This is a genomic window from Bradyrhizobium sp. MI1.7, assembly GCF_055811795.1.
Genome location: NZ_JBVVPO010000015.1, coordinates 123,701 through 142,067 on the forward strand (window position 1 = coordinate 123,701; position 18,367 = coordinate 142,067).

16 protein-coding genes and 1 pseudogene are annotated in these 18,367 nt (G+C 63.5%); 2 read left to right on the forward strand and 15 right to left on the reverse strand.

The features are described from left to right. Window positions 1-19 precede the first annotated feature (19 nt). On the forward strand, window positions 20-628 hold the full coding sequence (locus AC0L3X_RS16720) for a DNA-3-methyladenine glycosylase (protein WP_283016458.1): 609 nt from the start codon (window positions 20-22) through the stop codon (window positions 626-628). An 86-nt stretch (window positions 629-714) separates the two neighbouring features. Here AC0L3X_RS16720 and AC0L3X_RS16725 read toward each other — a convergent pair whose 3' ends face one another. Beyond that, window positions 715-3,591 carry a valine--tRNA ligase gene (locus AC0L3X_RS16725; protein ID WP_354131521.1) on the reverse strand — a complete coding sequence of 959 codons (2,877 nt, stop codon included), beginning with the start codon at window positions 3,589-3,591 and terminating at the stop codon, window positions 715-717. A 150-nt stretch (window positions 3,592-3,741) separates the two neighbouring features. After that, on the reverse strand, window positions 3,742-4,476 hold the full coding sequence (locus AC0L3X_RS16730; protein WP_283018870.1) for a PopZ family protein: 735 nt from the start codon (window positions 4,474-4,476) through the stop codon (window positions 3,742-3,744). Here AC0L3X_RS16730 and AC0L3X_RS16735 point away from each other — a divergent pair. Further along, window positions 4,361-4,819, forward strand: coding sequence for a hypothetical protein (locus tag AC0L3X_RS16735; protein WP_283018954.1), 459 nt, complete (start codon window positions 4,361-4,363; stop codon window positions 4,817-4,819). The two genes, AC0L3X_RS16730 and AC0L3X_RS16735, sit on opposite strands and share 116 nt — an antisense overlap. Here AC0L3X_RS16735 and AC0L3X_RS16740 read toward each other — a convergent pair. The 13 genes and pseudogenes from AC0L3X_RS16740 to AC0L3X_RS16800 all read right to left on the reverse strand — a co-directional run bounded on the left by AC0L3X_RS16740 (window position 4,816) and on the right by AC0L3X_RS16800 (window position 18,278). Then, a complete protein-coding gene (locus AC0L3X_RS16740) occupies window positions 4,816-6,207 on the reverse strand; it encodes a TolC family outer membrane protein (protein ID WP_208071439.1) in 1,392 nt (463 codons plus the stop codon). The genes AC0L3X_RS16735 and AC0L3X_RS16740 overlap by 4 nt on opposite strands. Before the next feature lie 217 nt (window positions 6,208-6,424). Continuing rightward, a complete protein-coding gene (locus AC0L3X_RS16745) occupies window positions 6,425-7,081 on the reverse strand; it encodes a protein-L-isoaspartate O-methyltransferase family protein (RefSeq protein ID WP_176400466.1) in 657 nt (218 codons plus the stop codon). A gap of 137 nt (window positions 7,082-7,218) precedes the next feature. Then, window positions 7,219-7,395: a hypothetical protein gene (locus AC0L3X_RS16750; RefSeq protein ID WP_094183926.1), complete on the reverse strand. Its 177-nt coding sequence runs from the start codon at window positions 7,393-7,395 to the stop codon at window positions 7,219-7,221. Window positions 7,396-7,653: 258 nt separating this feature from the next. Then, window positions 7,654-8,658 (reverse strand): ABC transporter substrate-binding protein, encoded by a 1,005-nt coding sequence (locus AC0L3X_RS16755; protein ID WP_354097825.1) that lies wholly within the window; start codon window positions 8,656-8,658, stop codon window positions 7,654-7,656. Further along, the gene (locus AC0L3X_RS16760) at window positions 8,655-10,760 is read right to left on the reverse strand and encodes an adenylate/guanylate cyclase domain-containing protein (RefSeq protein ID WP_283016455.1); all 2,106 of its coding nucleotides are present in this window, start codon (window positions 10,758-10,760) and stop codon (window positions 8,655-8,657) included. Before AC0L3X_RS16760 ends, AC0L3X_RS16755 begins: the two co-directional genes overlap by 4 nt. A gap of 22 nt (window positions 10,761-10,782) precedes the next feature. Further along, window positions 10,783-11,814 (reverse strand): SphA family protein, encoded by a 1,032-nt coding sequence (locus tag AC0L3X_RS16765; RefSeq protein ID WP_283016454.1) that lies wholly within the window; start codon window positions 11,812-11,814, stop codon window positions 10,783-10,785. A 37-nt stretch (window positions 11,815-11,851) separates the two neighbouring features. Continuing rightward, window positions 11,852-13,291: a DUF1254 domain-containing protein gene (locus AC0L3X_RS16770; protein ID WP_473316528.1), complete on the reverse strand. Its 1,440-nt coding sequence runs from the start codon at window positions 13,289-13,291 to the stop codon at window positions 11,852-11,854. A 13-nt stretch (window positions 13,292-13,304) separates the two neighbouring features. After that, window positions 13,305-14,246, reverse strand: a complete 942-nt coding sequence (locus AC0L3X_RS16775; RefSeq protein ID WP_354141855.1) for an HlyD family secretion protein — start codon at window positions 14,244-14,246, stop codon at window positions 13,305-13,307. After that, on the reverse strand, window positions 14,246-14,485 hold the full coding sequence (locus AC0L3X_RS16780; protein ID WP_063983338.1) for a DUF3302 domain-containing protein: 240 nt from the start codon (window positions 14,483-14,485) through the stop codon (window positions 14,246-14,248). The genes AC0L3X_RS16775 and AC0L3X_RS16780 overlap by 1 nt, the downstream gene beginning before the upstream one ends. 10 nt (window positions 14,486-14,495) lie before the next feature. After that, window positions 14,496-15,527, reverse strand: coding sequence for a DUF1254 domain-containing protein (locus AC0L3X_RS16785; protein WP_283018869.1), 1,032 nt, complete (start codon window positions 15,525-15,527; stop codon window positions 14,496-14,498). A gap of 300 nt (window positions 15,528-15,827) precedes the next feature. Next, window positions 15,828-16,337: a hypothetical protein gene (locus AC0L3X_RS16790; RefSeq protein ID WP_231141962.1), complete on the reverse strand. Its 510-nt coding sequence runs from the start codon at window positions 16,335-16,337 to the stop codon at window positions 15,828-15,830. A 36-nt stretch (window positions 16,338-16,373) separates the two neighbouring features. After that, a pseudogene (locus AC0L3X_RS16795) lies at window positions 16,374-16,565 on the reverse strand (haloacid dehalogenase-like hydrolase); the annotation flags it as partial. Window positions 16,566-16,592: 27 nt separating this feature from the next. Beyond that, a complete protein-coding gene (locus tag AC0L3X_RS16800; protein WP_354079879.1) occupies window positions 16,593-18,278 on the reverse strand; it encodes an arylsulfatase in 1,686 nt (561 codons plus the stop codon). Window positions 18,279-18,367 lie beyond the last annotated feature (89 nt).

Genomic DNA, 18,367 nt, shown 5'->3' on the forward strand with positions numbered 1-18,367 from the left:
CAGGCGATTCTCATCTCGAATGGCTCCAACCTCGAAAGCCTCACCACCGCGGCTCGGCAAAGCCCTGAAGCGTGCGTTTTTCGGCCGCAGCGTCCACGAGGTCGCGCCCGACCTGATCGGGGCCACCATGCTGGTCAATGGCGTCGGCGGCCTCATCGTCGAGGTCGAGGCCTATCATCATACCGAGCCGGCGGCGCACTCCTACAATGGCCCGACGCCGCGGAACCAAATCATGTTTGGCCCGCCCGGCTTTGCCTATGTCTACCGCTCCTACGGCATTCACTGGTGCGTGAACTTCGTCTGCGAGGAGGAAGGCTCCGCCAGCGCCGTGCTGATCCGCGCACTGGAGCCGACGCATGGCATCGCCGCGATGCGCCGCCGCCGCCATCTCCAGGAGGTGCACGCGCTGTGCTCGGGTCCCGGCAAGCTGACCGAGGCGCTGGGCATCACCATCGCGCACAACGCCCTGCCGTTGGACCGGCCGCCGATCGCGCTGCATGCGCGGACAGAGGAGGTCGAGGTGGTGGCCGGCATCCGGATCGGCATCACCAAGGCCGTCGAGCTGCCCTGGCGCTATGGCGTCAAGGGCTCGAAGTTCTTGAGCAAGCCGTTCCCGAAGCAGGCCTAGAACCCGTTCCGATGGAACGGGCTCTAGATTCTAGTTTTGACGCGTTTTCTTGACGCGAACCGGTTTCCACTTCGCTCGAAAACGCTCTACGACGCCTGCTTCAGCCGCTCCTGCGCCTCCAGCAGCTTGGCCTTCCGCGCCAGCGCCGCCTCGCGCTTTTCGCGCTCCTCCTCGACGACCTCGTCGGCCGCGTTGGCGACGAACTTCTCGTTCGCCAGCTTGGACTCGGCGCGCTTGATGTCGGCGTCGGCCTTGCCGATCTCCTTGTCGAGGCGCGTGCGCTCGGCGGCGAGGTCGATCACGCCCTTCAGCGGCAGCGCGGCCACCTCGCCGCGCACGAGGAGCTGGACCGCACCATCAGGTGCGCGGTCGGCGAAGGAGATGTCGGACAGCCGTGCCATGCGCTTGATGACGTCGGTCCAGCGCGGCGCGCGTTCCTTTGTCTCGGTCGAGGCGCCCGCGAGCACCAGCGCCGTGAGCGTTGCCGGCGGGATGTTCATCTCGGCGCGCACCGAGCGAATCTGCGTGACCAGGTCGATCACCCAGCCGATCTCGGCTTCCGCCTTGGGATCGGTGAAGTCGGCATGGTCGAAGAGCGGCATGATCAGGACCGGCGAGATCAGCGGATCGGTCGGCCCGGCTGCCGCGGCGAGCATCGCGAGTTGCTCCGGCGTCGGCTCGGACGGCTTCAGCGGCCATTTCGCCAGCGCCAGCAGGCCGTCGCGCTTGGCCGTCACCTCCCACAGCTCTTCGGTGATGAAGGGCATGAAGGGGTGCAGCAGCTTCAGGATCTCGTCGCGCGCCCAGGCGACCATGGCGCGGGTTTCGTCCTTGGCGGGGCTGTCCGGACCGAGCAGCACGGGCTTTGCGAGCTCGACATACCAGTCGCAATAGACGTTCCAGACGAAGCGGTAGATCGCACCGGCCGCGTCGTTGAAGCGATAAGCTTCGATCGCCTCGGTCACCTCCCGCGTGGTGTGCGCGCTCTCATGCGCGATCCAGCGGTTCAGCGTCTCCTTGGCCTTCGCCGGCTCGAAACCGTCGGGCACGGCGCAGTGGTTCATCTCCGCGAAACGCGACGCATTCCAGAGCTTCGTTGCGAAATTCCGGTAACCCTCGACGCGGCTGGTGGCGAGCTTGATGTCGCGTCCCTGCGCCGCCATGGCGGCCAGCGTGAAGCGCAACGCGTCGGCGCCGTATTCGTCGATCAGGTTGAGGGGGTCGATGACGTTGCCCTTCGACTTCGACATCTTGGCGCCCTTCTCGTCGCGGACGAGGGCGTGGATGTAGATCGTCGAGAACGGCACTTCCTTCATGAAGTGCAGGCCCATCATCATCATCCGGGCGACCCAGAAGAAGATGATGTCGAAGCCGGTCACCAGCGCGTTGGTCGGGTAATAGCGCTGCACTTCCGGCGCGTCCTCGGGCCAGCCGAGCGTCGAGAACGGCCACAGCGCCGAGGAGAACCAGGTGTCGAGCACGTCCTCGTCACGCGTGATGAAGCCTTCGCGCTTGTTGCGGTCGAGCGCCATCTCGCGGCCCTGCTCGGCCGTGATGACCTCCTGCTCGACGTAATAGCCGAGCGCGTGGCTGACGGCCTCCTCCTCGGTCTCGGCGACGAACACCTTGCCATCGGGGCCGTACCAGGCCGGGATCTGATGACCCCACCACAGCTGGCGCGAGATGCACCAGGGCTGGATGTTCTCCATCCACTCGAAATAGGTCTTTTCCCAGTTCTTCGGCACGAACGTCGTTTCGCCCGAACGCACCGCCGCGATCGCGGGCTTTGCCAGCGTCTTGGCGTCGACGTACCACTGGTCGGTCAGATAGGGCTCGATCACGCTGTTCGAGCGGTCGCCGTGCGGCACCATGTGGGTGTGCGGTTCGATCCGCTCGACGAAGCCGAAGGATTCCAGTCGCTCGACGATGCGCTTGCGCGCCGCGAAGCGGTCGACCTTGTGAAACTCCTCGGCGAACTGCGAAGCGCCTTCCGGCAGGTGGCGCAGGTAATCCTCATTGTCGACGAGGTCGAGGCAACCTTCCTTGTCGATGACGCTGATCCGGCCCAGGCCGTGACGATTGCCGACCTCGAAGTCGTTGAAGTCGTGCGCCGGCGTCACCTTCACCGCGCCCGAGCCCTTGTCCGGATCGGAATATTCGTCGGCGACGATCTTAATCTTGCGACCGACCAGCGGCAGGATCACGTTCTTGCCGACCAGCTTCTGATAACGCTCGTCGTCGGGATGCACGGCCACGCCGGTATCGCCGAGCATGGTCTCGGGCCGCGTGGTGGCGACGACGATGAAGCTCGAGGGATCCTCGGGGCTGAACGTCTTGCCCTCGATCGGATAGCGCAGATACCACAGGCTGCCCTTGACCTCGGTCTGCTGCACTTCGAGGTCGGAGATCGCGGTCAGCAGCTTGGTGTCCCAGTTCACCAGCCGCTTGTCCTTGTAGATTAGGCCGTCGCGATGCAGCTCGACGAACACCTTGATGACGGCCTTCGACAGGCCCTCGTCCATGGTGAAGCGTTCGCGCGACCAGTCGCAGGAGGCGCCGAGGCGCTTGAGCTGGTTGATGATGGTGTCGCCGCTCTCGGCTTTCCACTGCCAGACCCGCTCCAGAAACTTCTCGCGGCCCATCTCGCGGCGGCTGGGCTGCTGACGCTCCATCAGCTGCCGCTCGACCACCATCTGGGTGGCGATGCCGGCATGGTCGGTGCCGGGCTGCCACAGCACGTCGCGGCCGCGCATGCGCTCGAACCGGCACAGGATGTCCTGGAGGGTGTTGTTGAGGGCGTGGCCCATATGCAGCGAGCCCGTCACGTTCGGCGGCGGGATCACGATGGTAAAGGGCACTGCGTCGCGGCGGTCGGGGCGGCCGGCCCTGAAGGCAAGGCTGTCCTCCCACACGACGGACATGCGGGCTTCGATATCGGCGGGCTGGTAATTTTTCTCGATCATGGGCTGCTAGAAAGCCGCGCGCGGGGGGCAAGTCAACGAAAAGGTCCGGGAGAGGATCAACGGAAAGCCCGGCGGCAAAACGGCTTTGCGGCCGGTCGGCAGGCCAAACAGGCGCATAAGAGGGGCTTTATGAGGGCTCGGGAGCCGCCCTCACCTGCCGCCGCGCGAGACCCGCTCGATTTCGGCCTTCACGATGCGTTCAACGAGGCCCGGCAGGTTGTCGTCGAGCCAGGATTTCAGCATCGGACGCAGCATCTCCTTGACCAGATCTTCCAGCGTCCGCGCATTGCTGCTGAGCACCGTGTGGGCCAGGGAGTTGAAGGCGGATTCGACCGCCGAGACCGTCGATTGGGCCAGGATCGGCTGTTGGGGTGGTACCGGCGGCGCATCGTAGTCCACCGCCGCATAGGACGATGACGGCGTCAGGCGCAGCGGCGATTCGGCGAATTCCAGATCGTCGCGCGGCTCGACCTTGCGGAAGCTGGGCGGCGGCGGAGGCGGCGTCGGCTCCGGATCCACCGCCATCTCGTCGGTCAATTCGAGCACGTCGGGTTCAGGTTCGGGCTCTGGCTCTGGTGCACGGACCTCGGGCGCAGGCGTAGCCGCGTCCAGCCCCGCCAGCAGAGCATCAATATCGTCCTGGTTATTGGATGCATCCGCCGCAGGTGCGGGCGGCGGCGGCGCTGGAGCCGGCTTCGCAACCGGCGGCGGCGCGGGCTTCTCGGCGGCAGGTTTTGCGGGAGCGACCTTGGATGGCGGAATGTCGTTCATGGCTGACGGCTTCGGCGCAGCTGCAGCGGGCGCTGGCTTGGCAACTTCGGCCGGCGGCGGCTTGGCCTCATCGTCGGCAATGATGCGCCGGATCGAGGCCAGAATCTCCTCCATCGAGGGTTCTGTGACCTTTGCAGGCTGCGTCATCTCCGACTCCACATCATCAACGCCCTCGCATGCGTTGTTTTACACCAAGCACGACAGGATTGGCCGGTTCCGCAACGGACGCCCCGACATTTTCGTCGCGGCAGCCCGACTTGTCCCCAGTTCACGGCTCAACGTGCGGAGGTGCGCCTCTGCCCTCGGCACTCAAGCCTTTACGCACACGACATCAGGTGCCGGGCGAATCGACCCGCATCTTCTTGGCAAGGCTATGTCAGGGATTTTGATGATTGCAAGCAAAGCACCAGTCGGCCTCGGCTGTTTGCGAGGCCGACCGGATGACTACGGACCTTAGCGTCCGTCAGGCGTGCGCACGCCGGCCCAGCTGTCGCGGACCTGATGGTAGTGAACGCTCGCATCATAAACCGTGGTCGCAAGGCCGAGGACCTGCGGCGACAGACGGCCGATGGCGGCCAGAACCTGATAGGACGCGACCACGCGGTCGTGCTGTGCGGTCACCAGCGCGACTCGCGCGTTGACCAGCGCCTGCTGCGCGTTGAGCACGTCGAGGGTGGTACGCTGACCAGCCTTGGCTTCTTCGCGCACGCCGTTCAGCGCGATCTCGGACGCCGTGACCTGCGCCTGCGCGGACTGCACCTGGGCCTTGCCGGCCTGCAGCGAACCCCACCACTGCACGACCGTCGCGCGGGTCTGGTCGCGGGTGGTTTCGAGGTTGAGACGCTGCTGCGCCAGGTTTTCCTTGGACTGGCGGATCAGCGAATATGAATTGCCGCCATCGTAGAGCTGCCAATTGGCCTGGGCGATGGCGGACGCGTTGAACGACCTGTATTGAATCAAGGACTGTTCGTTCCCCTGCGTGGCCCCCACCTGCAACGCGATCGTCGGCAGCAGCGCGCCTTCGGCGACCTTGACCTGCAGAAAGTTGACGTCGATGCCGAACATCGCGGCCGTGACGTTGGGATGTTCGATCAGGCCGAGCTCGACTGCCCCGGCGAGGCTTGCGGGCAAGAAACGATCCACCGGCGAACCGGGCGCGAGGTTCGTCGGCTCGTTGCCGATGATGCGGCGGAAGTTCGCGCGCGTCGTGGTGAGATTTGCTTCGGCCGTGAGGGCCTGCGTCTTGCCAGCCGCCAGCTGCGCTTCCGATTGCGCAACGTCGGTGCGCGTCACTTCGCCGACGTTGAAGCGATCACGCGTCTGCTTCAGCGTCTGCTCGAGCACGCGCACGTTGCTGCGCTGGACTTCGAGCGTAGCCGCATCGCGCAGATAGTCCATGTAGATCGAAGCGCCCTGAAGCAGCACGCTCTGATCCAGGCTGCGCAGCGCTTCGCGGGAGCCGGAAACCTGGCTCTCGGCGGCGCGCGTCCTGTTGCCGGTGATGTTGCCGTTATAGAGCGTCTGCGTGACGGTCACACCCACGCTGCGCGGCACGCTGGGCCCGTTGATTGGTGTGTTACCCGGCCCCGGCGAACTCAACGTATCCTGATATTGATAGCCGCCGTTCGCCGTCAGCGCGACCCTGGGGCGATAGCCCGACAACGCCTGAGGCACGTTCTCGTCGGTCGAGCGCACCTGGGCGCGCTGTGCGTTGAGCTGCGGATTGTTCTGATAGGCGCGCACCAAGGCGGCCTCGATCGTGTCCGCCAAGGCAGGCGTCGGCCCGGCAAGCGCCAGCAGCAGGACCGAAACCGCAGCTCCGGTGAAGAGCTTCACCCCATGCATCCCTTAAATTCCGTTCATTCTAACGCCCCGCTCGTGCCCGCGAGCTAGGATACCGTCTACCGAGTGGAGTCGTTGCCCCTCAGCAACATAGGCCGCCAATTGGCGCAACGGAACCACCTGAAGGTAGTTCCCGGTGGAAACTCTTCACGTGCAGCATCCGGGCCACACTTCTGATTCAGAACGGGATTTTAACGGGCCAAAGCCCTCAATCGGGACTTCAGAAGACGAAAGCGGCGGCCCGTTCCAACCCGGGAAGGACCGGAGCTGCGGCATCGAACAGCGCCCGATGGCCGAATTCACCGTGGGTATGGGTCACGATCACGGCCCGGGGGGGCGTGGATTGGGCCGACACCCCCACGAGGCGCCCGCCCTCCTTGAGCTGCCCGAGCAGCGCCTCTGGCGTCACCTCGAAGGCGCCGTTGAGGATAATGACGTCATAGGGAGCGGCAGAGGGATCCCCTTCGGCGCAGGCTGCGGCCTTGCACGTGACGTTGGCGAGACTGGCGCAAGCATCCTTGGCCTTCGCGGCCAGGGCCGAATCACATTCCGTCGCGGTGACCTGACGGGCGAGCGTAGCCGTCAGCGCGGCGAGGTAGCCCGTGGCGCAGCCGACCACCAGCACGTTGTCCCCCTCGCCGATTTCGGCGGCCTGGAGCAGCTTGCCGGTCAGCTGCGGCTTGATCAGGAACCGCTTGGCCCCGCCTTCGCTCACGTCGAGATCGAGGTCGAGATAGGCCAATGCCTGCCTGGCAACCGGCACGAACGCCTCGCGCGGAACTGTGAGCATCGCGTCGAGAATGCGGCGATCGGTGACGTCATTGGTGCGCACCTGGCCATCGACCATTTTTAGGCGCGCGGTCGAGAAACCGGACATTTGCGGACCCTGCAATGCGGACGATGCCGCGGACGAAATTCGGCGGCATCTTTGGAACAGGCTCCGCGAAAACGCAACACGTCCGTTGGCCCGGCGGACCAGGCTGCGCAACCCGAGGCGTCAAGGTGATCGATGAGCTATTCGATCGTGACTGCGAGGCGGCCGATCAATGCGGCGACTTCGTCGAGCCGCGCCGAATCGTGCGCCTCGACGGCGCGCGCGAGGCAGGCCAGGCATTCATCATCGCTGAGCTCGGGAACGTCCGCCGGCAGAATCGAGGGGGCCATTTCGGAACGGTCGAGGACGTCTGGCATTGGAATCACCTCCGTAAGGATCCGGCGCCTGCCAAGCTCGATTTGAATTGGGTCGAATTGGCGTCGCCCTCATGACGCGACCGCGCCCGACACACACAACTGCTTGAGTGCGATTCTGCGCTGGGGCGAAGTGGTGCCGCGGCTACATTAGAATGCGGGCGCAGGATATTGAAAACACATTGAAATATGATCTGGACGCTGGGCAGGCCGATGCATGGCCCGAAGGGAGTGTCCGTGCGAGCCTGTGCCCCTGGAAGTTCAGGCGACGGTTGCAAGGTAGAGCTGCGTGTCGAAATAGTCTGCGGCCCGCACGGGTGTGGTGACGCCGGCATCCGTCATGAAGAAGTCACTGACCTGCTGGCGCCATTTCACGACGGTCCCGTCGGAATACAGCCGCTTCCATTCGCGCGAGGAATAGAGCTTCTGGGCCTTGAAGGCTTCCGCGATGTCGGCGGGACGCGACTGCCCGTAATGTGTCTGGAGCGCCTCCGCTGCGGCCGCTGGGTTGCGCACCATGTGGTCGTTCGCTTCCGCCCAGGCGCGGATGATCCGGGCCAGCACGTCCCTGTTCCCCGCATAAAAATCCATCCGCGCGGTCCAGCCGCCGAGCACGGCGGATTGCGGGTAGAAGGCGGAGGCGTCCACCAGCTTGACCGCATCCGGCAACGCCTCGCGGACGGCAATGTTGAACGGCACCCAGAGCGCAACGGCCGGCACCTCGCCGGCAATGAACGCCTTGACGGCGGCGGCCATGCTGCCGTTGACGATCTCGACCTCGGACGGGTTGACGTTGTTGGCCCGCAGCGCGCGATCGAGAAAAATGTGAGCCGTGGTCTTCATCGTCGTCGCGATCCGCTTGCCCCTGAGATCGGCCATCCCCTTGACGCCGAGCGTCGGCCGGACCCAGAGCTGCGCGGTCGCGACCTCAATGTCGTTGATGAGAAAGCCCCGGCCGCGGCCGAGCGCCAGATAGTTGGAGATGACGCCGCCGGCCGAGAGGACGTCGAGCTCACCCCGCGCCATCGCCTCGAACACCTCAGGTCCGGTGTTGAACTCGTGCAATTCGAAATCGATCCCCTCGCGGTCGAACGAGCCGCGATCGAGCCCGGTCCAGATGTGTCCGTCCACGGCGACCACGTGGAGATAACCGAGCCGAATTCTGCTGCGCGCCTGCGCAATGGCTGGCGCCGCGTGCATTGACGCGGCCGCCAGCGCCGCGCCGTGCCGCAGCAACTGCCGGCGATTGACACCGAAGATGTTCATGCCGCCGCTCCCGCATTCCGGGCCGCGGACCGAAATCGCTGGGCATGAAATAGCGCGACGCTATCCTTGGGATAGTCGTGCAGGAAGGCCGACAGCCGGACCCGCGTCGTCTCGGCCGCGCCGTCCTGCGCGATCGCCGCAAAGACTTCATCCCAGCGTCGACACATCGCAACCTCGGCTTCATCGGCGTGCGCCAGCTCGCCGCGGAGCTCACTGACTTCGATCGCGTCGGCAAATCCCTTGGGCGTGATACTGTCGACGCTGCGGAACAGGAACTTATCGCCGACGCTGGCGCGGACCGCCGCGCTGACCAGCACGCGCGTGCCGTAATTCTTGTTCAGTCCCTCCAACCGCGACGCCAGGTTGATGGTGGCGCCCAGCGCGGTGTAGTTCATCCGGTCGCTCGAGCCGATGTTGCCGACCACGGCGTCGCCGACATGCAGGCCAAAGCGGGTGTCGTAGGGCGGCCAGCCCTCGCGGCGAAACTCCTTGTTGAGCGCTTCGTTGGCCGCAAGGCATGCCAGGATGGCGCGGCAGGCATTGACGGTGTGGTCGGGATCGTCGGCCGGCGCGTTCCAGAATGCCATCACGGCGTCGCCGATATATTTGTCGACCGTGCCCTGGTGCCGCATGATCTCATCCGACAGCACCGCGAAATAGCGCGAGGTGTGGATCATCACCTGCGACGGGTCGGCGCGCTCCGTCTTGGCGGTAAAATCGGTGACGTCGGTGAACAGCACCGTGACCTCACGCCTGGAGCCGCCGAGGCTGAGCGAAGAGCCGGTCTCGATCAGCTGCCGCACGATCTGGCGCGGGATGAAGCTCGCAAAGCTGCGTACCACGCTGCGCATGGTGAACACCGAGCGGCCAAGCTCCTCGACCTCGGCGATGACGGAATGGACGCGCGGCCGCTCGGTGATCTCGAACCGCTGGATCGCGTCGGTCTCGTCGGCCAGCTTGCGCAGCGGCCGCGCCATTAGCGATCCAAGCCAGAACGCGAACGGAAGCGTGGCGCCGACAAAGGCCAGCGCAAGCGCGAACAGCGTACGGCGCTCGTCGATGATCTGCGCATAGAACTCGTCGAGCGGCGCGACCATCGCCATCCGGATATTGGCCGAGCCGGCCGTCTCGAGCCTGTGAACCGCCGCGACATAGGTTCGGCCCGACGCGTCCGCAAAGAACTGCTGGGCCGCCCCGCCATCCCGCCAGGAGCGGATGACCGGCACGAGCGCGGGCAGCCTGAGCGCGCCGATCTGTGGCAGGTCGTCCTGCCGCTCCGGGATCTCTGCCATCAGGCGGTTCATCTCGGGATGGCCGACGATGCGCCCGGCATCGTTGAACAGGAACGCCAGCCCTGATTGGCCGAGCTTCTGCGCCGCCAGCATGTCCTCGAACCGGTTCAGCAGCAAATCACCCGCAATAACGCCGCGGCGCCCTTCCCTCAATGGCGTCCGCAGCGTGTAGCCCGGCTCGCCCGTGGCGTAGAAGACGTAAGGACCGGTCAACAGCGTCTTGTCGTTCTTGAACGCCTCGACATACCAGGGCCGCTGCCGCGGATCGTAGCTCGCGGGTCCGGCGACCTCGGCAACCTGAATGAGGTTTTCGGAGAGAAACTGCGTGACAGGCGCGGCCCCCGCCGTGCGCGAGATCACGACCAGGCGGAAGGCAGCATCCTCATCGACATTCAAACCCTTTCGGAACGCCGGCTGGGCGCGGTCGATCACGTCCATCTCGATGAACGAGCCGTCCTCGTAGCCGACATAGAGATTGAAGAGCTGCGGGTTGTTGCGCAGCATCGCCGCCATCAGGCTGTAGAGCCGCGTATTGTCCGCGATGTCGGCCTCCTGGATCGGCGGCAGGCCGGACAGTATGTCGAGATTGTCGCGGACATTCTTGAACTGCTCGTCGATGTGATCGGCGCCAAGCTGTGCCACCTTCTCGATGAAGCCAGAGGCGGCCGTCCTGGTGATGGCGGTCACGCGTTCGAAGCTGAGATAGACCAGCGTCAGGCCCACAAGCAACACCACGCCCACGAACACCGTGATGATCGATGTCTGAAAGCCAATGCGAAATACGCGCTTGCTGGTCTTCTCTCCTGTCATCGGAGCTGCCTGAACGCCTCCATCAGTATTTTCGCACGATGGGCTTCGTCGCCGCCGGCGCGGGCGCCGACGGCGAGACCGAGAAAGTAACCCAGGTCGACCAGCTGTTCGGCCGGTTCTCGGTCTCAAGGTCCTTGTAGCCTCGGATATTGAGATAGCCCTGGTAGCCGTCGGACATCGGGATCATGAAGCCGATCTGCGGACCGATGCCGACCGCCTGGCCGCGGAAGCCACCGAGCTTGGCGCCGGGACCGCTATCGTCGGTGATCTGCTGGAAGAAATAACCGGCGATGCCGATGTGAACGTTCTTGCTGACGAACTGTGAGGCTGCCCAGTCGACATGAAAATCCATGCCGTTCTGATACTGGAGGGCCCCGTTCATGAAACTATAGGTGAGCCCGCCGACGATCGAGAATTCGTGGCCGCTCTTCGGATCGAGATAGGTGTAGCCGGCACCGACGTCGATCGCGGGGAAGCCAAAACTCAGATTGGCGAGCCGGCTGGAATCATAGGTGCCGCTCGGGATGTTGCCGGTGATGTAGACCAGCTCGTTGTGGACGCCCTGATTCCATTTCAGCGTGCCCTGGTAGAACACGTCGGTCAGCGTCGTGCGGTTGTCGGTGGCGCTGCCCGAGATCGTATTGCCGCGCGGACCGGTCAGCGTCGCATCGATGCCGGCGCCAATGTTGCCGGGCGCGGTGAGCACGGTGAAGCCGGCTTGGCCGCCCAGCACCGGCATCGGCGAGGTGTAGGTGATGCCCATGACGAACGCGTCGGCATGTGCGTTGAGGCCGGCGGTCACCGAGCCGGGTATGCCGCCGCTAGTGACGAAGTTCTGCCCTCCTCCGGCCTTTTCGTTGAGGTGAATGTAGATCGTCGAATAGGCCCATCCAGGCGTTACGGGAACGGCGGCCAAGCTGCCGAAGATGCCCGGAAGCCAGAAGCTCACGCCGCCTGAAGCCGCGAGCGCAGGCTGAGCGGCGAAGCTCGCCATCGCCAATACCGTCGCGAGCCCGACTTTGCGAATGTGTCCCGTCACGTCGAGTCCCTTCATTCCATCCTAAAAACTGTGCTTCTCATCTCCCAGCGATCTAGTTCTTCGTCGCACCTCCCACAGTCGCTGCGATCCGCTCGACGTCAGACAGCTTCCAGCTGTGGTCGAAAAGCGCCTTGGTCGGCGCATAGACGCGGAACATCAACTCGAACTTGCGGTTCGGGTCGGTCGGCACCCAGTTCGATTCCTTGCCCGCCGGCGCCGCCGGGCCAAAATAGATATCGACCGAGCCATCCGCGTTCTTCTGCAACTCGGGAATCTGCGAGGAGCGGCTGGCGCGCGACATGTTCTTGATCAGCGCATGGGTCTGCCGGTCATACGCAGTGACGGACCAATATTGCTCGACCGGCGGATTGGCCGGCACGGTCAGCCGATAGGACTGGCCACCCTCGAACGATTGGCCGTCCTTGTCCCGGATCGAGATCAGGTAGAACTGCCCCGAACCGAGGCGCTTGATGCCGATATAAGCGTAGCTGTAGGCCATGCCACGCTGATCGACCGGATACTGTTCCGGATCCGCATAACCTTCTTGCGCCGCTTTGATCAGATCTGGCGGCGCGGGAAAGGTCCAGCGGCTCGTCGTCGAGAAGAATGGTGGCAGGCCGGCGTCGTATTTCGCTTCCAGCAGAGCCCTCGCCTCACGTGCCGCAGACGCCAGCAGGGTCTTGGTCGCATCAGCCGGTTGGAACGGCTTTCCCTTCTCTATACCGAGCGTCTTGAGCTGATCGATCATCGCCCGATCGCGCTGCAGCCATGGCTCGCTCTGCACCATGCGATCAAGATGCTCGAAGAAGCTCTCGTCATAGCGGATGGTCGAATCGTAGTTGACGTCCTTGACGTCGGTGAAAACGGTCGCAGGAGGATTTTCGGCTTGCGCCAGCGGATACACCTTGAGCCGCTTGCCGTAGGCGATGGACGTCGCGACGTCGGCGGGGCCGTGGCTCCTGAGATTTGATCGGAACAGCATGTATCCGCCGAACGTATCGGATTGCAGTGTGACGTATCCGTCCGGCGGTTTGCCTGAATACCCCGGCGGCAGAACCAGATATTTTCCCCCCCTTCCCTTGTCGGCACCGAGAAGCCCGGCGTCTTCGAGCGGCATCTGCCAGACCGTCACGATGTTGCCGTTGAACGAGCCGTCATTGTCGCCGGGCGGCAGGTCGAGCACGACCGGACCGTCCTTCGTGTTGAAGAACACCATGAAATAGAGCGCGTCGGGATTCGGGGTCAGGGTTTGGTTGTGCCAATCCAGCGGCCGCCCCCAATAGATCGCCTGCCCTACCTTTCCTTCCGTCTTCGCGAACATTTCCTGGAGCATCAAGTCGTAGTTGACCGCCGGCATCCCCCAGATCACGGCCTCTATGGCGCGGCGCTGGATGCTGCGGCTGTTCAGTTCGTCCGGTGAAATGCTCTGGGCGTGTGTGCCCGACACCGCGAGAGCTATTGCGATAGCTGCTCCAATGATCGTCTTTTTCATCGGCGGCTCCTCTCTAGAACGGGTTGACGTAGTTGAGGATCGCAAGCTGGCGCAGGACCACGCGACGGACGATGTGGGTCGGCTTCAGATGGTCAGTATAGATCGCCGCCGTTCCGGCGCTGCCGGCTGGCAGGCGGTCGGCGAAGGCAGCATCGTCGAGCTTGACCCGAACGATGAAGGGGGCCGCCTCGATCGCCTTTGGCAGCACCGCCGTACCCGAGGTCTGCGCCTGCCCGGTCGCGATCGCCTGAAGCACGCTTTCGACCTTGCCAGTGTAGATCCGCCCGGGCGCGAACTTGAACGTGGCTTCGACGTCCTGTCCGGGTGCGACGTAGCGGGCGTCGATCTGGTTGATCTCGACGCCGATGATCGTATTGGAAGTATCAATGACCGCCATCACCGGCGACAGCGGCAGGTTCGCCACCCGGGCACCCTTGCGCAGCGCAAGGTTGGTGACATAGCCGTCGGTCGGTGCGCGCACGACCGTCTTGTCGAGATTCCACTGTGCCGACTCCAACTGACCGCCAAGCTGGTCGACCTCCGATTGGCGCTGCTCGACGTCGAAGCCGCGGCCGGCGTCGCGCTCGTAGAGCTGCGTCATCTGGCCCAGGCGCGTCTTGGCAAGCTTGAACTGGGCCTCGACGGCCTTGACCTGAGCCGCGTAGGGCGTCGGATCGATCTTGAACAGCACGTCTCCGGTCTTGAGCGGAGTGTTCGCCACCACCGGCACGTCTATCACCTCACCCGCCACGTCGGGTACGATCGATACGGCATTGCGTACCACCAGCGCGTTACCTTGCGGCGCACCCCAGCCCATCGGAACCAGAAGCCCGAACATCACGAGCACCAGAACGATGAACGGCGAAGCCTTCCAAAAGGTGTTGAAAGGTACGACCTTGAAGCGCACCAGCAGGAACAGCAGCAGCAGATAGATGTTGAGGATCGCGACCGCCATCACGCGTCTCCCGCCTTGCGCGAGGGTACGTCAACATAGGCCCAGATCAAGGCAATCGGCCACAACGCGAAGCCGAAGAACAACGTAATCCAGCCCGCGACCGTCACCGCCTGCGCGTAAGGATGGTTGCGGGACTTCGCGATGTGTCCCGGCAACCAGCCGGCGATGCAGACCACGCCGATCGCGCTCACGACGAGAATGATGAGCACGATCCAAGCGAAGATGTCGTAGCCGCTCATGGTCGATCCTCTAGCTCGCCGGCTGCGGCTCCGGGAATTTCCACTTGCCGTTCAAGATTTCGGGACGCGGGTGATAGAGCCGCACCGTGTAGCTCCAGCCGCTCATGATCGGCAGGCAGTTGGGAATCGTGCCGTCGCAGCCGCCGAATTGAACGCTAACCGATCCATCCGCATTTTTCTTCGATGTGATGTTGTTGAGCGAATAAGCCTCATACGGATTCTTCTGATAATAGCCGTCAGCGTTGTAGAGACTGATCGACCAGAAGCCGTCGATGGGCACATCCTTGACGCTGAGCTTGTATATCGAGTTTCCATCGTTCTTCGGCGGCGTGTAATTGAGATAGATGGCATCTTTCCGCGGATTGCCGCCCCACGTCGCCGCTGCCGAGATGAGACGCTGGACCGGATCGACCTGATCTTTGGTGCCGAAGGAGCGGCTGGTGTCGGTGAGCGTTGTGGCCAGAACGATCAACGCGTCGCGAACTTTTTTCTGGCTGACCGGGTCCCATTTCGGTACCTCGAACGTGCCCGGCCCTCCGGGCTGGTCGACTTTGATCGCGTCCTGGAGCGCATGAACCTTCTTCACGTCGGCGGCGTCGTTGGGATCGACCAGCGTTCGTACGCCGACAAGCACATAACGCGTTCCGATCTGCCTCTTGGTGATGGTGTGCTTGCCGGCGCCATAGAGCGCAGGCGGTGAATACTCATCCTGACTGATAAGCTGAAGAGACATGAAACGCTTGCCCGCGTCCGGCAGCGTAACCGTTACGGGGCCGGCATCGAGATCGAACACAGCCGCCGAGTAGAGTGTGTCGCGGTTCATCCGGACGATGGTCTGGGCATCAATCGGTGACAGTTCACGATGGTGCTCGAACCTGCCGAAGCCGCCTTCTTTAATCGCGACGACGCTGAGATAGAGATCGGATTCCGCACGGATGAAATTGTCGACCGTGACGGGAATTGTGTTTGAAACCTGCGCCAAGGCCGCACCTGTGCAGATAAGTATCCCCTGCAATCCCCAAAAGACATATCTCAATTTCATCGCTGATCCTCGCGTTCGAAACCGGAAGCCGGCGACAAAAATCCGACGCGTTGTCCCGTTCATCATTGCATCGGCTCCAGTGGCGGCGGCTTCCTTGCTCCGGTCATCGCGGCTTTGCTCGGCCCGTAGACGCGCGCGACCAGGCTGCATTTCTAAACCTCCATCCAGCACTTTGTTGATCGTTCCACCCACCATTGGGGATCGGACGCGTATCGTGTCCGGAGATGGGAACCGGGCCGGTAAGCGTCCGACCCCGGTTGGCCTTCGCAGGCGAGCATCACATCGATCGGCGCCCCACCATCACTGGCAGTAATCCCAAAAGCCCTGGGTCCGGGACGGATCGGTGTAGTACCAGCACATGCCGGGCGCAGGCGCAGCACCTGCCCAGGCAGCAGCCGTGGCCGCTGTCACGAAACCGATCGCGGCGCCCGCCGCAATGGCACCGCCCCTCGGCCAACCGTACCAGCCGGGCCGCGCCCAGCCGCCGCGTCCCGCCACGGCCGTGGTTCGGCGAACTGCAACGTTGCCGCGCGGTCCGCGCACCACGGTGCCGCCGCGATAGGCCGCGCCGCGAGGCCCGACCACGGCGCCGCCGCGGTGAACCACGGCCCCACCGCGCGGACCCATGGCAGCTCCGCCGCGACGAACGGCCGCGCGCACTTCGATGAGATCAGACGATGTGGCGGCGTCCCAGTGAATGGCGGCAGGCTGAAGCGGCGCCGCCGCCGCAGCCCCGATCGGAAGAGAAGCGCCGGTGGCCAGCGCCAGCAAGCAGGTCGTCAACCGAAAAACGCGCATATGTTCAAGCATCTTGGTTTCTCACATTGTTCTTGCTTCGTTGATGAAATCGAACACGGCAATGCGCTCGGCGGGCGGCACAAAGTCCGTTCCGCCTTGCGTCGTGACGCGCGCGACGAAATCGGAAATCGCCTTTTTCGCCGCGCCATCGTTCCACGATGGCAAGGGATCCGCCGGCTGCGCCACCGCAACGGAGATGGCTGCGAGACATGCAGGCAGCACAGCGTAAACCCTAACCATCAGCACACTTGTCCTTTCTGCCCGTTGCTATTGCGGCTTCAGGGTTTCAAGCTCGTTGAGCCGCTTCAGCGCCGCTTGCTGCCGGAGCATTCCGTAGTTGATGCTGCCCGCGTTCAGCGAACTGCCTTCCTGATAGGGGAACTGATCGAAATCGGAGAAGAACTCCTTGATCTTGCCCTGCACCGGCACGATGAGCCACATGTTCTGGGCGAGGAATTTCATCGCCTCGCCGCCCTCCTCCAAGCCACGCTCATATGGATCCATGCGCAGATTGGTGATCAGCGACCAGGCCGTAACCTCACGCGTGCCTGTTGCGATGTTTCCCTTCGACGAGGCAAAGCTCAGCTTCCAGTCGTTCCACCGGATGGCATTGAGGTTGCCGCCCTGATCGAAGTAATAGATCGCCTCGCGTGGTCCTTGCTTGGCCTCGCCTTTGAGGAACGGCATGAAGTTGTAGCCGTCGAGATGAACCTTGAAGTTCTTCCCGCCTGCACCTGCAAATCCCGTCTTCATCTTCTCCTTGACGTCGGGGATCCCCGCCGCTGCACAGAGGGTCGGGAACCAGTCGATCAGCGAGATAATGTCGTTGTACTGGGTGCCGGGCTTCACCACGCCGGGCCAGCGCACCATCATGGGAATGCGCATGCCGCCTTCCCATGTGGTGCCCTTCTCGCCATGGAAGGGGGTCATGGCTCCGTCCGGCCAAAGCGCGATTTCGGCGCCGTTGTCGGTCGTATAGAGAACGATCGTGTTCTCGGCGATGCCGAGGTCATCGAGTTGCTTGAGCAACTCCCCGACCATCCCGTCGTGCTCCACCATGCCGTCGGCGTGGATGCCCTTGCCGGTCTTGCCGAGCGACTCCTTCTTCAGATGCGTGAACACGTGCATGCGCGTCGAGTTGAACCAGACGAAAAACGGCTTGTCGGCCTTGGCCTGACGGCCGATGAAGTCCTTGGCTGCGCCCAGGAACTCCTCGTCGACCGTCGGCATGCGCGCGGTATTCAGCGGTCCAGTATCTTCGATCTTTCCGTCCGCCGATGATTTGATGACGCCACGCGGACCATACTGCTTCCGGAAGTTCGGATCCTTGGGATAGAAGTACCCTTCCGGCTCCTCCTCCGCGTTGAGGTGGTAGAGATTGCCGAAAAACTCATCGAAGCCATGCTTCGTCGGCAAATGCTCGTCGCGGTCGCCCAGATGGTTCTTGCCAAACTGCCCGGTGGCATAGCCCTGGGTCTTCATGGCGTCGGCAATCGTCGGCATCCAATCCTGGATGCCGTGGGGGTCGCCCGGCATACCGATCGTGAGAAGGCCGGTCCGGAACGGTTCCTGCCCCAGGATGAAGGAGGCACGACCGGCTGTGCAGCTCTGCTGGCCGTAGGCGTCGGTGAAGATCGCCCCTTCATTCGCGATGCGGTCGATGTTGGGCGTGCGATATCCCATCATGCCCATGGTGTAGGCGCTGATCTGCGGGATGCCGATGTCGTCACCGAAGATGACGAGAATGTTGGGCTTGCGGCCCGCGGCGGGCGCCGCAGCCGGCGCCGCCGAAGGAGCCGCCTTCTGAGCCTGCGCCAGTGCCTGCGATGTCAGCGCCGCTGTTGCGACGATCGACGATGTGCCAAGCAACACGGCGCGGCGATGAATCGCCGAATGGTCGCTACAGGTGGAATCAACAACGGCATTATTCTGCTTCTTCGTCTCGTTGGTCATTCGACGCTCCCTGACTTATTCGATGTTGGTTGGCGTGGATGAGGGCGAATCTAGATCGTCCGTTCCGTCTGAGTGGCCTCCTGTGCTTT